Raw genomic sequence first — 13,231 nt, forward strand, 5'->3', positions numbered from 1 at the left:
TATGAAGGTCCCCGTTCGGTTACACGAGCTGCTCCAGCAAAGCAATGAAGCTATGAAGCCGTTCTTGATGCTGATTGGGCAGGGCAGTGCCGAGATAGATTGCACTGGAGTAGAATCGCTGGAACCCGAACAGTTAGACCTTCTCTTTTCTTATGCCCCAGACAATTGGGATATTGCAGACCTCTGGCCCATCATTAATGTCGATACCCTATCCGACAACCTAGCTGCTCAGTTAGAGCAATGGATTAACCAACGTCGAGGCAGAATACTCGTCCAAGACTTATCTGCAAATCAGCCAGCCGAAACAAGCGATTGCCCCACTCTGGATATTTTCAATCTTCGCGATGAGGTGATCGGGGATTACCGGAAATACATCGAGAGTTTTCTGAAAATCCGCGACCAGCGAGTGAAAGATTTTGTCGATCGAGAGCTAGAACGGGGAGAGCTGTGGCCAGACCCGTTGGTGCAGCTTAATCCGTCCTATCGACAAGGAGCTAATATCCCTACCCTTATGAGCGAGGGAATATTGCATCCATCCTGCGATCGCTATTTCCCAGACTATGTTTCTAAATACAGCTTTCGGTTACATCAAGAGCAAGCGTTTCGGATCGCGCAGCGCCAAGAACCTTATGTTCTAACCACTGGAACCGGCTCTGGGAAGAGCATGACGTATGTTATACCCATTTTTGATGACCTGCTGAGAAATCCAGGTGTTAAGGGAGTCCGGGCGATTTTGGTCTACCCCATGAATGCCTTAATTAACTCCCAAAAAGAAGAATTCGATAAATTCTTAAGCCAGGTTCCAGGTACGCATATCCGCGTTGAGAAGTACACCGGGCAAGAAAACCTAGCAAAGAAAACAGAGATTCAGAACAACCCACCCCAGATTATTCTGACCAACTACATAATGCTGGAGCTAATGCTCAGCCGTAATCAGGAGGAGAAACTAGTTGCATCCCCTGACCTGAAATTCCTGATTCTTGATGAACTGCACACCTACCGGGGTCGTCAGGGTGCAGATGTGGCAATTCTGATTCGTAAACTGCGACAGCGCTGTGGACAGAAACTGTTGTGCATTGGCACCAGCGCCACGATGTCCACGGAAGGAGCGCGATCGAATCGAAATCAAACCGTTGCAGCTGTTGCCAGTAAACTCTTTGGCATTGAGGTTAAAGCAGAGAATGTTGTTTATGAAACGTTAGAACGGACGATTCAGCGTCCCGATCCGACAGTGGATGAACTACGGGAGGCGATCGCCGTAGGACTACCCCCAGAAGAAGAACAAACTTTAGCAGCATTCCGATCGCACCCTCTAGCTGCCTGGATGGAGATGGCCTTTGGACTTCAGGAAGAAGAAGGGCACCTAGTTCGACGAACACCCATTTCGCTAGCCACTGGCGCAGCCAAACTCGCTGCAGAAACTCAGACCGATGAAGGAGCCTGTCTTGAACTGCTACGGGGGATGTTTTTCTGGGGGAGTAAGACGAAGGGGCTTGCTTTCCGGTTACACCAATTCATTTCCCAAGGGGGAAGCGTGTATGCCACGACTGAGAAACGGGGCGATCGCTTACTGACCCTCGAAGGGCAATACTCAACAACTGAGGATCGACTGCTCTATCCCCTCGTATTTTGCCGGGAGTGTGGTCAAGACTATTACCTTGTTCATTACGATCGCGACCAGAACGAAGTAAAGCCACTCCTACCCACGGCCCTGAGTGCTAGCTTGGAAGACTCCAATATTCGAGAGGGATACATCACTCTAGATGAACCAGGATTATGGGATGAGAGTGAAGAAGACCGCCTTCCAGATACCTGGTTCAATGAAACAAAGCGTCAGGGAAGAGTTCCCAAGAAGGAATACGCTGACTTTATTCCTCAGCGGTTGCGGGTGCTGCCGAGTGGTCGAGTCGTTTCATCTCTTTTCGAGGGTACGTCTTACTGGTTTACCCCTAAGCCATTCCTGACCTGCTTGAACTGCGGGGTCGTTCACGACAAGAAGAAAAACGAATTTACGAAACTTTCGCGCCTAAGTAGCGAAGGCAGAAGTACCGCAACAACATTGCTTTGTCTTTCAACTGTGAATCGATTGAAGACGAGCGGAGCAATATCACCACAGGCTCAAAAAATTCTGAGTTTCACCGATAACCGTCAGGATGCCTCACTCCAGGCAGGCCATTTTAACGACTTCGTGCAAACGAGTTTATTGCGAGCTTCCTTGAACGGTGCGATGCAAGCTAAGCAAAAACTAACCCATACAGAGTTAGCCCAAGCGGTGGTTGAGCAGATGGGCCTATCTCAGGCAGATTATGCCAAACAGGTTGCAGACTATGGTCCTGGTAAGCGTCGGAACGAAGAGGCATTTCGCAATCTCATTGAATATCGGCTCTATGAAGATTTGCGAAAAGGCTGGCGGATTGTTCAGCCGAACTTAGAGCAGTGTGGACTCTTGGGAATTGAATATGAGGGACTTGAAGAAGTCTGTAGAGCAACAGAATTTTGGCAGAAGCACGGGCACCCAATTTTGCTTCAAGCCAGCTCGGAACAACGCTACGAAGTAGTTCGAGCTGTGCTTGACCAGCTTCGTAAGGATTTAGTGCTGGATGCAGAACTGCTGCAACCACAACGAGTTGATCAGCTTAAAAAAGAAGTGCGTCAAGCAATTAAAGATCCGTGGTGTTTTGATGAGTATGAACGTCTCAACGAAGCGCGATGGGCCTCAATCTCAACAGCAAAGGCAGGTAGAGATGTCATTAAGCTCACAGCACGCAGCAAAATTGGTAAATTTTTGCGCTCTGCCCAAACTTGGACGTGGCGTAACCAAAATATCTCTGAGGCAGATTATGACGGCTTGATCAAAACTCTCATAGCAGCACTGGCAGACACTGGCTATCTTCTCCAGGAGGGGCAAGATGTCCAAATTCGGATTGATGCGATGATTTGGAGGGCACAGCAAGCCAGCCATATCAAGCCAGACCCGATGACCTCAAAACGATTGCAGGGGACTGAAGATGTGCAGTTAGAGGTCAACCAGTTTTTCCAGGAGTTCTATGGCAGAAGTGGCCCAAATGTTCACAATATGGAAGGGCGTGAGCATACGGGGCAAGTGAAAAATGAAGATCGACAAAAAAGAGAAACCCAGTTCAGAAATGGAGAACTTTCAACCCTTTTCTGCTCTCCCACGATGGAGCTTGGAATTGACATCTCAGATCTGAATGTCGTTCACATGCGAAATGTACCGCCCAGTCCGGCTAATTACGCCCAACGGAGTGGGCGAGCTGGACGAAGTGGACAGGAGGCATTAGTCATTACCTACGCCTCAGTTGGGAGTGGACATGATCAATACTTCTTCAGGCGACCGGAGCAAATGGTTGCTGGTGTGGTTGTACCGCCTAAGTTAGAGCTAGGAAACCAGGATCTGATCAAATCGCATATTCACTCTCTATGGTTGGCTCATACAGGTCTTTACCTTGAGAGTTCAATGAATCAGATCCTCGATCTGGAGGGTAATGGCTACCCACTCAAAGAGATGATCCGCAACCAGCTCACTTTATCCTCTGATACTTTGGATCGCTGCTTTCAAGCAACAAAGGTCATTTTAGAGGATGCATTCTGTACGGCTGATTTACGACGGGCGACTTGGTATACAGAAGACTTTCTCCGGCAAGTCATCGAGGATGCACTGACAAGCTTTGATCGAGCCTGCGATCGGTGGCGCAAACTTTACCGCGATGCAGTCACACAGCTTGAAGCATCCCGGCAAACGATTGATAAAGCCACACGAGGTTTGACGTCTCAGGAAGAGCGAAATAATGCTGAAGCCCAAGAACGGGAAGCAAAACGACAAATTGACTTATTGGTGGGGCAGACGAATCAAGGCAAGAATCAGTCGCAGTTGGAATTTTACCCTTATCGCTACTTTGCCTCCGAAGGTTTTCTACCTGGCTATAACTTTCCTCGATTACCAGTACGGGCATACATCCAGGCAGGGGAAGATGGAGAATTTGTTTCCCGACCACGAGTAGTGGCGATTCGCGAATTTGCACCTCGAAACATTCTCTACTATGAAGGAAGTAAATTTCAAATCTCGAAGACCCGTATTCCTGTAAAGGGTATTGAAAGCGGGTATCAGCGGGTCGCACTCTGCCCGCAGTGTGGATATTTCCATACAGGGGATGATTGGCAGAGAGACCTATGTGAAAACTGTAATATCAAGATTGCACCGGATAGCTATGGCAATCCTGCAAAACTCAATCGAGTATTGAGTATGGAGACGATGCTCACTCGACGACGTGAACGAATCACTTGTGATGAGGAAGAACGGCTTAAGTACGGCTATAACGTCACAACCCACTTCCGCTTTGAACAGCAAAAACGAGAGTTAGCCGTTGTTACTGCCGAAGATGGCACGAAGCTACTGGAGATCACCTATGGCGATACAGCAAATATTTGGCGGGTTAACCGAGGCTTAAGGAGTAGTCAGGAGAGAGGATTCAAAGTCGATCGTGCAACGGGAACTTGGGGAGATACCAAGAGTGAGGAGAACCCCGATACGTTGCAAACAGAAGTGCATCTAATGGTTGAGGATGTTTGCAACGTACTTCTCATCAAACCCTTCAACATTCCGATACAGCATTCAGATAAGTTCCTGGCTAGTTTCCAATATGCGATGGAAAGAGCTATTCAGGCTGTATATAAACTCGAAGAGAACGAACTCGCATCTGAACGGCTGGGACAGGGGCAATATCTTCTATTCTGGGAAGCTTCCGAGGGCGGTGCTGGTGTTCTCTCACAAATACTAGAAAATCCAGCAGCATTCCAAGCATTAGCGAAAGAAGCTTTAGATATCTGCCACTTTGTTCATGAAAAAGAGAGCTGCACCAAGGCTTGTTATGAATGTCTCCTCTCCTATCGCAATCAATTTGACCATCCACTACTCGATCGCCATGCAATCCGTGGATACCTTGATCAACTTACAAAAAGCACAATAAGCCGCCATGTTCAAGGAATGTCCCGTGAGGAACAATACCAGCAATTACGAGCACAGACAGATCCAAACTCAGCCTTTGAACGAGAATTTCTCGATGAACTGTACAACCAAGGCATAAAGTTGCCAGACTCAGCCCAAGAACTGATCCCAGAGGCTAATGTAAAGCCTGACTTCCTGTACCGAGATGCCAAAGTAGCAATTTTCTGTGACGGTTCAGTTCATGACCATCCTGAACAACAGGAGCAGGATCGCATTGCCAGGGAGAACCTCAAATATTCTGCTGGATACTACGTTCTTACCTTCCGCTACAACGAAGATTGGAGGGCAAAGTTAAGTGTGTTGAACTCCTTTTAATCGAAGCTAATCCCAGAAGTGAAAAGCCTTTGATACCGATAGGCATTGAGCACCTAGGTAAAACATTTAAAATTTGCTGTTGAATGTTCTGCTAAAAAGAAGTACATTCTTCCTTTCAAAACTAGGAATCTTGTGGACTAGGCGTTCTTAGCTCTATCCAGCGTAAGCATTAAGTTCATCAGGGGCTGGGCTATCTTCTCCATAAATTGCCCGCTCCTCAAGACGTCGTTCTCTTCTTATCTGCCTCATGACAGCTCGCCTTTCTTGGGCCGCTTGCCTGCGTTCCTGTGTGCAGTTTTGCGCTTGTAGTACAGTCTCAACTCCTGTAGGACCTGCAGTAAGCATTGAGCCAGGTGAGGCAAAGACTGAACTCTTTGGTAGTTTCTCTTTGTGCTTCATCGCTGCTTCCATTGCTGTTTGCACCCACTGCTGCTCATGCACCTGAGCCTGACGCAGGTTCTGCAACTCAGCTTGGTGAATCGCTTCACAATCCTCTGGACTCACAAACTCGTCCATTGTTCCTCCAGCAAAGCGAGGCATAGAGCTTGTCTCTCGAATCCTGGTCTGCGGGTTGACCTGCTCAAACTCTATCCACAATCCACCGCAGGCAGACCGCTGGCAGCGGATGGGCGGTTCAAAGGTCTCATAGTTAGCAAAGTCCGGTCCCAGATACTTACGCACGTTCAGAGGTGAAATTCGTCCAGTGTCGTAGCAGCATAGGCAGCACCAGCTCAGAGACGTAGAGCTTCTCGAATGAGGCTGAGGCTGCTGAATCTGCTCAAACGGGTGGGTCTGCTTGCGGCGGTATTGTCCCAGCATCAGAGCAAGCCTCGCTTGTTCACAAAACGGGCAAAGCGAGCGCGCTCCTGATTGATAGCGTTGGGCTGGCTAGGGTCATGAACAAAGGGTTGATACTGCAATTGCCTGAATTCAGCCAGCCACTGCTCAAAGCGAGGGTCTGCTGTCCAGTCGTAATTAGGAGAGGCACTAGAGACCTGAGCTGCGGAGTTAGGTTCAGAGGGTTGAGTAGCAGGTTGACCTGCTTTGAAACTGAGCCAGTCGCGATGGTTCGGGTCAAGGGCAATAGACTGAACCACCTTGGCTAGATACCCCTCGCCCTTGTCAGGGTAGTGCCCGCGCAGCCATTGATTGAGAGCCTGGAACTGAGCAGCATCAACCCAAGGGCCATCCAGTAGACCAGGAGCAATTCGCCTTTGTACCGCTGCCTGTGCTCTCTCCTGCTGCAGGGCTAAAAGGGCTGGCGCTCCGACTGCCTGAGCTTGTTGATAATAGGCTTGAACAACGTCTTGGCTAGCCGCTACAGGAGTTTGGAGTCTGGAAGGGGTTCGAGAGGCTGAGGGGGGTTCTTGATCGTTCGATTCCAATCTCTCTTTCTGCAGTTCGGTTTGAGCTAGCGGCTTCGCCTGTGAGAGGGGTAGGGGAGAGAGAACTTGTTGGGATTGCCTGAATGGGAATTCCTTATAGGGATTACCTTTGTTTGGTGGATCCACTACCACTCCTCCTGGTGGATCCACCACCACCCCTCCTGGTGAATCTGCTACCACCCCCCTAGTGTTTCCCAAACGGCTAGTGGCTGCACTACCAGTCGTAGATCTGCGACGGATGGTGGATTTAGGGCAAGGTCTCAGTTCCTCAACTTGCTCTGGATGGCACCAAGAGCTATTGTCAGTAGGGCGATAGATCAGGGAGTAACCCGCGCCTTGGCTATCATCTTTTTCCAACAGTCCAAAAGCACACAAGGCGCGAAGAGCATCTCTCACTTTGTCCTCGCTCATCTTGCAAGTTTTCGCCATTCTGGGAATGCTTTCGTAAGCCCTACCTCTACGCACAATTCGGGCGTAGATTCTGAACTCAAAAGGATCTAAACCATAGTCATCTAAATTACTTGGAACAAACAGCTTGTACAGGTTTTCCTGTCTGGATCGTTCAGCAATTGGATTTGGCAGAATCTGGAGAGTTTGCATCATGTTACTGTCTCGATAATTCACAAGAAATGCTAGAGAAAACGATGCTCATTCTTGCTAGGAGCACTGTGGAATAGTTCTGGCAGGAAACTTACAGATCCTTGTGCTGAAAGGTGGCAGTTTCAACTAGCTGGCAGGCTCTACCCCAGGGGTAGGCTGGCCTTTGAGATACACTAGGAAATTGAGCAACTCTTCGTCAGTTAGCTGCCTACGAGACTTCTTGCCATAAGTGGCTTGAAGATATCGAGTGCCAGTGGTTGCATCCCAGCGCAAGCGCACTAGTTCGACGTCAATCTGCGCCCGTACAGTCACTAGAGTCAGAAAACCAGAGGATTGCTGCTGACAAATGTGCTTCCGGACCTCTCGCTCATGGGCCTGCAATTGAGCAACGAGCGCAGGTGTCTCCAGCAGTGTTGGCCATTCAGGAGAAGACTGTAGAGTTGCTACAGCATCGTCCACCTGGCGCTCACAGGTAGCCTCTTTGAGCTGTTGTCGATAGGTGCCCATAGCGGTAGAACTGGCTATAGAGGCCTGCCCATTGACACAAGAAGCTTGCAGGACATTAGCAATGTTATCGGGCAGTGCTTCTGGTTCAATGTCCTTGAAGGTGATGAGGGTCTGGGAGCTTTTGACCTCACCCTCGGCTATTTCTCGACTGAACCAAATGGACTTGTTGCACTGAGGCTTGCAGCGCCGTACCCATAACAGCCCACGGCACTCGAGCAGCATTGGACCATTATTGTCCGATTGCTTGACAGTCGCTCCTACAGAAGACCAATCAAAAGTAGGGTACTCCTTCAAAGGGAGCTCGTACTCCTGTGGCCTTTGGACAGCAGTAACCTGAGCAGCAAGGGCTTGAGCGATCTGCTCTAGAGCGAGGGTAGATCTCTCAACCAAGCCAACCAACTGAACGGTGAGTTCGGTTTGCATGGGGTGTTTGGAAGAAGAAAGCAGCGATGGAGGGGTTCTGAGGCAAACTGAATGGAGGCAATGCCCTTAGCTAATGAAGGAGGTTTGCTCGATTAGGTTTGGATGTAGCAAACAAATTGGCTGGGCACTGAGAAGAGCAGCTGAGGCACCAGCAACAGCAGTCATGGCACTCTGAGCACATGCGTTCATCTTTAACCTACTCGCCGAGGTGCAGATCCTCAACGAAGAGTTAGCTCTGTAACTCAAACTTTGGTGCAGTTCAGTAGAGCCAAACTCATAGAGCGGCCGATTACCTTCATGCAGGAAGTGCTCCTACCCAATCAAGGTAGGAGCTAGCAAAAGCCCTATGCGATGGACGTTGGCCAGGGGTCAGGTTCAAACATCTCTAACAGCGGCTGGGTAACGGACATTTTGATGTCGATCTCACGCCACTGATAACTGATGTAGTTGGGATACTGGCTCTGTAGCCAGGTCTTGATGGCCTCAGTAGTCCAGTCAATGCCAGCCTCGATCAGAATGTTGAACGGTGGAATTTGCTTGTTCTTGTGGGCAACGCGGCAGGCCCAGAGCTTGTGAGGTGCGCGGCCATCAACAGACTCTCTAGCAGGTTGATCTGCTTGTGCAATCATAGATTTACTCCTCTGTGAGTGCCCTTCGGTAGTGATTTCCCGTCCCTTACCGAGGGGCCTATCATTTACATCTCCATGCTAGCATTGTTTGTGCACAATGTGCACTAGAAGGAATTCTAAATGCTTGCACAAAGGGAAGTTAGAGCCGAACACTTAGAACTGGTGGTCCGGTATATCAAGTCAGTCCCGCCGCCCCCTCGAATGGAACCGAGCGAATTCATGGCACGGTGGGCTATCACCCAAGAGCAACTGGCAGACCTCTTAGGTGTTTCTAGAAGCGCAGTTGCTCATTGGTTCAGTGCCCTGGACAGCAAGCATAAGCGCAACCCACCGGAATCCGTAAAGAGGCAGTTAGCGGAGATCAATGCTCTCTGGAGCCTCTATGAGAACGAGCCAGAGCATCTGAGGCAAGCTTGGGAAGCAAGAAGGCTTAGGATTCTGAAGGCATCATCTCCACCTCCTGATGGTCCGTCTTGACTTCAAATTCGTAAATTCTCATTGCACATTGTGCACAAATTTCTTGCCCTTCAGCCATGAAGGGCTTTTTGATGGTTATTAAGCGATGGGTTCAGTTGAAGTCCCCGTCCGGGAAAGTTCAGGTTCCGCACCTCAATCCAACCGGGACAGGACCTAAAGGGAACCCAAAAAGGACACAAATCATGCGAGACAAACTGGGCCCATGAGGAGTGCACACGTTCAAGGCGAAATTCTACATACACCTAGAACTCTGGCTAAGCAGCTCGGAATTACTGAACGAAGCCTGAACCGTCTCGTCCGCCAGCTCCGTCTCTCCCGACCACCGCGAGGTGGGCATCTAAGCGCCACCGCTCAATGCATCTTGCAGGAATACTGGGAAGCCGTGCATGAGCTGCGGTTACTGAATAAGGACAAGTACATCACTGAGGTCCTTGGCAGAAAGGACGGGCTGAACCTTTATGTCCAGCGTGTGTATCGCATGACCCTCGAAGAGTACAAGCAAACAATTAAAGGCAAAACTCATGAGCACCCCTAACGAGTTAGCACATGAACTTGACATTGATGCAAGCGAGATCCACACCCTTCTGACCCGACTGAGAATGCCCATTTCTGAAGAACTGACTCCAGAACAGGAGGACTTAATTCGTATGGCGAAGGTGGATGCAGACGAACGAGGCGTTAGCCTTCTTGACGTCGTGCCAGAAATTAACCCACCCGAAGCTCAATCCTCTGATTCTGCTCCTGCCAGCAACAGCAGTAACTCGTTTCTGACTCTGGAGCAAAGCGCCTCTGCATCTGTCCATGCAGCATCGGGAGCGAGCGATGCCCTAGCTCAATCTTTTGCTGATGAATTTTGGGCAGATGTTTGGACCAAAACCCATGGCCTGATCCGCAGTCCCCAAAGTGTTGAACTGCCCCGCGCTTCCGCTGCTTTCCAGCAGATGGTTGAAAGCATTCGGGGGGAGTTACAGACGGGGGTGACGCTGCTGGGAGGCTACCACTTGCAGGGCATGCAGGCAGCTCAGGCCTTGAAGAGGTCATCGATGCAGCCGTTACCCGAGTCTGGACAGGCCTAAAGTCGCGAGCAGGGCAGATTGCGAGCCAGGGCACCGTGGTTGCCCTCTCCTGCCTAATTTGCCTGATGCTGGGGCGGCTCTATCGCTTGCCCCTCAGAATCACTGTGCCTTTAGCCCTCTGCACTGCACTGCTTTTACTCGACGACAAACCGAGATCGAAATCCCACTCCCTTCAACCCGAGTTCCAACAGGAGCCACAACATGACCCTCAACCTCTCTCTCCCTTGCCTGACGCCTCGTCCTCCTCTGCACAATTGCCTCTCCCATCTCTGCCAGAAAACGCTCAAGCGCATCCTCCCACTTCTATACTGCCAAAACTGGCTGGAAGCTCGCTCCAAAGCGCTGCGATTGGGACTGTTATGGGCGATTGCTCTGCTCAGCTTTCAAGCTTGTTGCTGGGGTGCCCCGCTGGTCCTGACCCAGATAGTGATGAGTACCGCCATGCTTGCCGTCACCAAAGGGAGCGGGCTTAGAGCACTGGGGGCATGGGCATGAGCGCTCTACAAGTGCGCTACCAGGCAGCAATGGTGTTCCTGCTCTCTACCCTGCTCACCCCAGCTCTGATTGCAGGCGTAGGAGCCGTGCGCGGCTACAACTTTGCCTCAATCGGCTTTCTGACTGCTTTGGGATTAGTGGGAGGTGCAGGCAACGGTCTAGTCTGCTGGTGGTTTTTGCAGCGCCAGGAGAACACTCTCAAACTTCTCAAACCGCTGCCTGAATCGAAGTTTCGGCGTGAAGCTGTGGAGGACCGTTCGCGATGAGTGAACCGGCTGAAGATCTAAAGACCCCAACCACTCGTGCTCCCTGGCACCTGTTCTGGATTACTCAAGGACTGTTGCGAGGGGCTGCTTGGGCTCAAGCGAACCCTAAGCGCGCAGTCCTAGGTTTAGCCTTTGTGGTGCTCAGCGTCCAAACCCTCGGGCAAGTGAAACAAGCTCCCCCGGCCCAGGACCAGGAACCCATCGTTGCGCCAGAGGCGAAAGCTCCCTTCAAAACTCAACTTGCTCAATCAGAAGCGGACTACCGCCAAGCTCAAGCCCAGTTCCTGCAAACGCAGACCCGATTAGACGAAGCGAGCTTGCAAGCCCTGCGCAGTTACCTCATCCTGCGGGCTTGGTCCTGGCGAGACCAAGCGAAAGGCAAGCGGACCCAGTTAGATGCTGATGATGCTCTGTTTTTCGGTCGCCTCGGACAACAGCCCAAATTCCAAAGTGGGCAAAGTAATCCTGAGCAGGTCGAATATGGTCATGGCTTACTCGAGGACTTAGCCATCCAGTTAGCCACAGCAGGGCAATTACCCGCTCTTGGAATTCACGAACTCCCTGCTGCTGAATCCGTTAAGGCGGCGCCCGGTACCCTGCTGATTCGCCTGGAAACTGCTCGTCAAGCCAAGGTCACAGCCATGAGTCAATCCGAGCGTTGGCGCTCTATTGCTCAACAGGAGGCTGAAGGTGACTCGCCCTAGTCCGCCTAACTTGCTGCTGAGCAGTTGGTGCAGCTTGCTGCTCATGGGCAGTGCCGCTCTTCTTGCTGAAAGTGCGACGCACATTCAAGTCGAGGTTCAAACCCGCCCCGCCCTGTTTGAGCCTGAGCCAGACCAATTTACTCCCGGCATCCAGCAGCTCAAGACCTACTCCTGGTATCCCACCCGCCCGGCTAGTTTGTTTGTCGCCCTAGCCAGTGGTGTAACTGGAGCCGCCTTAGGCTGGGACATGCTGGGGCAGCTCTCCGCTTTAAATCAGGGTAGCAACAGCTCTCGGGCAACCTCAGAGCGTGGCAGTGATTCACCTGCCTCCCTGCTCAGCCATCCTCGTCCTGTGCGCTGGTTTGAGGAACTAGTGAACTCAGGGCTTGGCTTGGTCTATGGAGTTCAAGGGTCGCGCAAGTCAGCAATCGTGCGCAAAGTCGTCGAGCAGCGGCTCAAGAGCGGCTACCGGGTTGAAATTGCTCACCCAGGCGCTAAAGCAGGCGAGTACCGCGGGCTCAAGGTTTACGGGGCCGGGGAAGACTATCTCGAAATAGACCAAGCGCTTGAGAATTTCCTAGACCAATTCCAGAAGCGGGCCCTGGAGTTTGCTACCAACCCCAATCCCACCTTTGAGTCCTACACCTTAGTCTGCGAAGAGGTTACTCGCTACCCCGGTAATGTCAGTCGCTGGCCTGAGTTTCTCAAAATCGCTACTAGCGACATTCGTAAGAAACACATGTCGGTATTGCTGGTCGCCCACGGCGACACGATGCAACTGCTAGGCATGCCACCTGGGTTTTCAGAAACACTTAAAGCCTCTGCTCTCAAAGTGGAACTGTTTGCCAATCCTGACCGCACACCCAAACTCAAGGGCAAGCTCCATGTTTACCGTCAGCAGCCCTTAGACATTACTCTCACCGCTGAGACACAACTCCAAGAAGACTTTGATTACACCCCGCTCATCAAAAGGAGAGTGGCATGAGTGATGGCTATAAGCGAGGTGGTTTCACCCTTTACCCTATCGCTTGGGGTGGCTTAGCCTTCTGGCTCATTTGCGGACTGTTCTTCTATTTCAGTTCTGTCACTGGTTCAGGTATCCAACCGCGAACCCTTTGGGATTATCTCCTGCCTTGGAATTGGTTCAGTTGGGGAGGGGTTGGCGCTCACCAAAACATTAATCGATTCAACAGCACAGTGGTTGGGCCGACCAATTATAGCCCTACGCACGCACGTTAGGACGCTATTCTAGAGAGAGAAGCATTGAGATACACCCATGCCTGCGCCTTACAGTTATGACCTACGCACCAAAGCGATCGAAGCCGTTA

The 13,231-nt window shown here is 50.9% G+C and carries 13 protein-coding genes; 9 read left to right on the forward strand and 4 right to left on the reverse strand.

Annotated elements, in window-relative coordinates; all coding sequences use genetic code 11:
• The first annotated feature begins 1 nt into the window (after position 1).
• Positions 2–5,341: a DEAD/DEAH box helicase family protein gene (locus H6F94_RS30610; protein ID WP_190806085.1), complete on the forward strand. Its 5,340-nt coding sequence runs from the start codon at positions 2–4 to the stop codon at positions 5,339–5,341.
• Positions 5,342–5,494: 153 nt separating this feature from the next.
• Here the strand turns inward: H6F94_RS30610 and H6F94_RS30615 are convergent, their stop codons facing one another.
• From H6F94_RS30615 to H6F94_RS30630, 4 genes are all read right to left on the reverse strand, one after another.
• Positions 5,495–6,160, reverse strand: coding sequence for a hypothetical protein (locus H6F94_RS30615; protein WP_190806086.1), 666 nt, complete (start codon positions 6,158–6,160; stop codon positions 5,495–5,497).
• Entirely contained in the window at positions 6,160–7,329 is a 1,170-nt protein-coding gene (locus tag H6F94_RS30620) for an RIO2 family protein (RefSeq protein ID WP_190806087.1), read from the reverse strand. Before H6F94_RS30620 ends, H6F94_RS30615 begins: the two co-directional genes overlap by 1 nt.
• Positions 7,330–7,452: 123 nt before the next feature.
• A complete protein-coding gene (locus tag H6F94_RS30625) occupies positions 7,453–8,256 on the reverse strand; it encodes a single-stranded DNA-binding protein (RefSeq protein WP_190806088.1) in 804 nt (267 codons plus the stop codon).
• A 344-nt stretch (positions 8,257–8,600) separates the two neighbouring features.
• Positions 8,601–8,885, reverse strand: a complete 285-nt coding sequence (locus H6F94_RS30630; RefSeq protein WP_190806089.1) for a hypothetical protein — start codon at positions 8,883–8,885, stop codon at positions 8,601–8,603.
• Between the two features lie 219 nt (positions 8,886–9,104).
• Between H6F94_RS30630 and H6F94_RS33690 the strand changes: the two genes are divergently transcribed.
• From H6F94_RS33690 to H6F94_RS30670, 8 genes are all read left to right on the forward strand, one after another.
• Positions 9,105–9,362, forward strand: coding sequence for a helix-turn-helix domain-containing protein (locus tag H6F94_RS33690; RefSeq protein WP_396426468.1), 258 nt, complete (start codon positions 9,105–9,107; stop codon positions 9,360–9,362).
• A 202-nt stretch (positions 9,363–9,564) separates the two neighbouring features.
• Complete coding sequence (locus H6F94_RS30640; protein ID WP_190806091.1) at positions 9,565–9,897, forward strand: hypothetical protein; 333 nt, start codon at positions 9,565–9,567, stop codon at positions 9,895–9,897.
• Positions 9,884–10,438 carry a hypothetical protein gene (locus tag H6F94_RS30645; RefSeq protein WP_190806092.1) on the forward strand — a complete coding sequence of 185 codons (555 nt, stop codon included), beginning with the start codon at positions 9,884–9,886 and terminating at the stop codon, positions 10,436–10,438. The genes H6F94_RS30640 and H6F94_RS30645 overlap by 14 nt, the downstream gene beginning before the upstream one ends.
• 201 nt (positions 10,439–10,639) lie before the next feature.
• Positions 10,640–10,933 carry a hypothetical protein gene (locus H6F94_RS30650; RefSeq protein ID WP_190806093.1) on the forward strand — a complete coding sequence of 98 codons (294 nt, stop codon included), beginning with the start codon at positions 10,640–10,642 and terminating at the stop codon, positions 10,931–10,933.
• Complete coding sequence (locus H6F94_RS30655) at positions 10,930–11,199, forward strand: hypothetical protein (protein ID WP_190806094.1); 270 nt, start codon at positions 10,930–10,932, stop codon at positions 11,197–11,199. The genes H6F94_RS30650 and H6F94_RS30655 overlap by 4 nt, the downstream gene beginning before the upstream one ends.
• Positions 11,196–11,903, forward strand: coding sequence for a hypothetical protein (locus tag H6F94_RS30660; protein WP_190806095.1), 708 nt, complete (start codon positions 11,196–11,198; stop codon positions 11,901–11,903). Before H6F94_RS30655 ends, H6F94_RS30660 begins: the two co-directional genes overlap by 4 nt.
• Entirely contained in the window at positions 11,890–12,888 is a 999-nt protein-coding gene (locus H6F94_RS30665; RefSeq protein WP_190806096.1) for a hypothetical protein, read from the forward strand. The genes H6F94_RS30660 and H6F94_RS30665 overlap by 14 nt, the downstream gene beginning before the upstream one ends.
• Entirely contained in the window at positions 12,885–13,142 is a 258-nt protein-coding gene (locus H6F94_RS30670; RefSeq protein WP_190806097.1) for a hypothetical protein, read from the forward strand. Before H6F94_RS30665 ends, H6F94_RS30670 begins: the two co-directional genes overlap by 4 nt.
• The last annotated feature ends 89 nt before the right edge of the window (positions 13,143–13,231 follow it).

The sequence above is a fragment of the Leptolyngbya sp. FACHB-261 genome (assembly GCF_014696065.1).
Lineage (GTDB): Bacteria > Cyanobacteriota > Cyanobacteriia > FACHB-261 > FACHB-261 > FACHB-261.

Coding starts and splice junctions, on each gene's coding strand:
- H6F94_RS30630 (WP_190806089.1), bottom strand. CDS start 8,885: ATGATTGCACAAGCAGATCAACCTGCTAGAGAGTCTGTTGATGGCCGC.
- H6F94_RS33690 (WP_396426468.1), top strand. CDS start 9,105: ATGGCACGGTGGGCTATCACCCAAGAGCAACTGGCAGACCTCTTAGGT.
- H6F94_RS30640 (WP_190806091.1), top strand. CDS start 9,565: ATGAGGAGTGCACACGTTCAAGGCGAAATTCTACATACACCTAGAACT.
- H6F94_RS30655 (WP_190806094.1), top strand. CDS start 10,930: ATGAGCGCTCTACAAGTGCGCTACCAGGCAGCAATGGTGTTCCTGCTC.
- H6F94_RS30610 (WP_190806085.1), top strand. CDS start 2: ATGAAGGTCCCCGTTCGGTTACACGAGCTGCTCCAGCAAAGCAATGAA.
- H6F94_RS30650 (WP_190806093.1), top strand. CDS start 10,640: ATGACCCTCAACCTCTCTCTCCCTTGCCTGACGCCTCGTCCTCCTCTG.
- H6F94_RS30615 (WP_190806086.1), bottom strand. CDS start 6,160: ATGCTGGGACAATACCGCCGCAAGCAGACCCACCCGTTTGAGCAGATT.
- H6F94_RS30620 (WP_190806087.1), bottom strand. CDS start 7,329: ATGATGCAAACTCTCCAGATTCTGCCAAATCCAATTGCTGAACGATCC.
- H6F94_RS30670 (WP_190806097.1), top strand. CDS start 12,885: ATGAGTGATGGCTATAAGCGAGGTGGTTTCACCCTTTACCCTATCGCT.
- H6F94_RS30660 (WP_190806095.1), top strand. CDS start 11,196: ATGAGTGAACCGGCTGAAGATCTAAAGACCCCAACCACTCGTGCTCCC.
- H6F94_RS30625 (WP_190806088.1), bottom strand. CDS start 8,256: ATGCAAACCGAACTCACCGTTCAGTTGGTTGGCTTGGTTGAGAGATCT.
- H6F94_RS30645 (WP_190806092.1), top strand. CDS start 9,884: ATGAGCACCCCTAACGAGTTAGCACATGAACTTGACATTGATGCAAGC.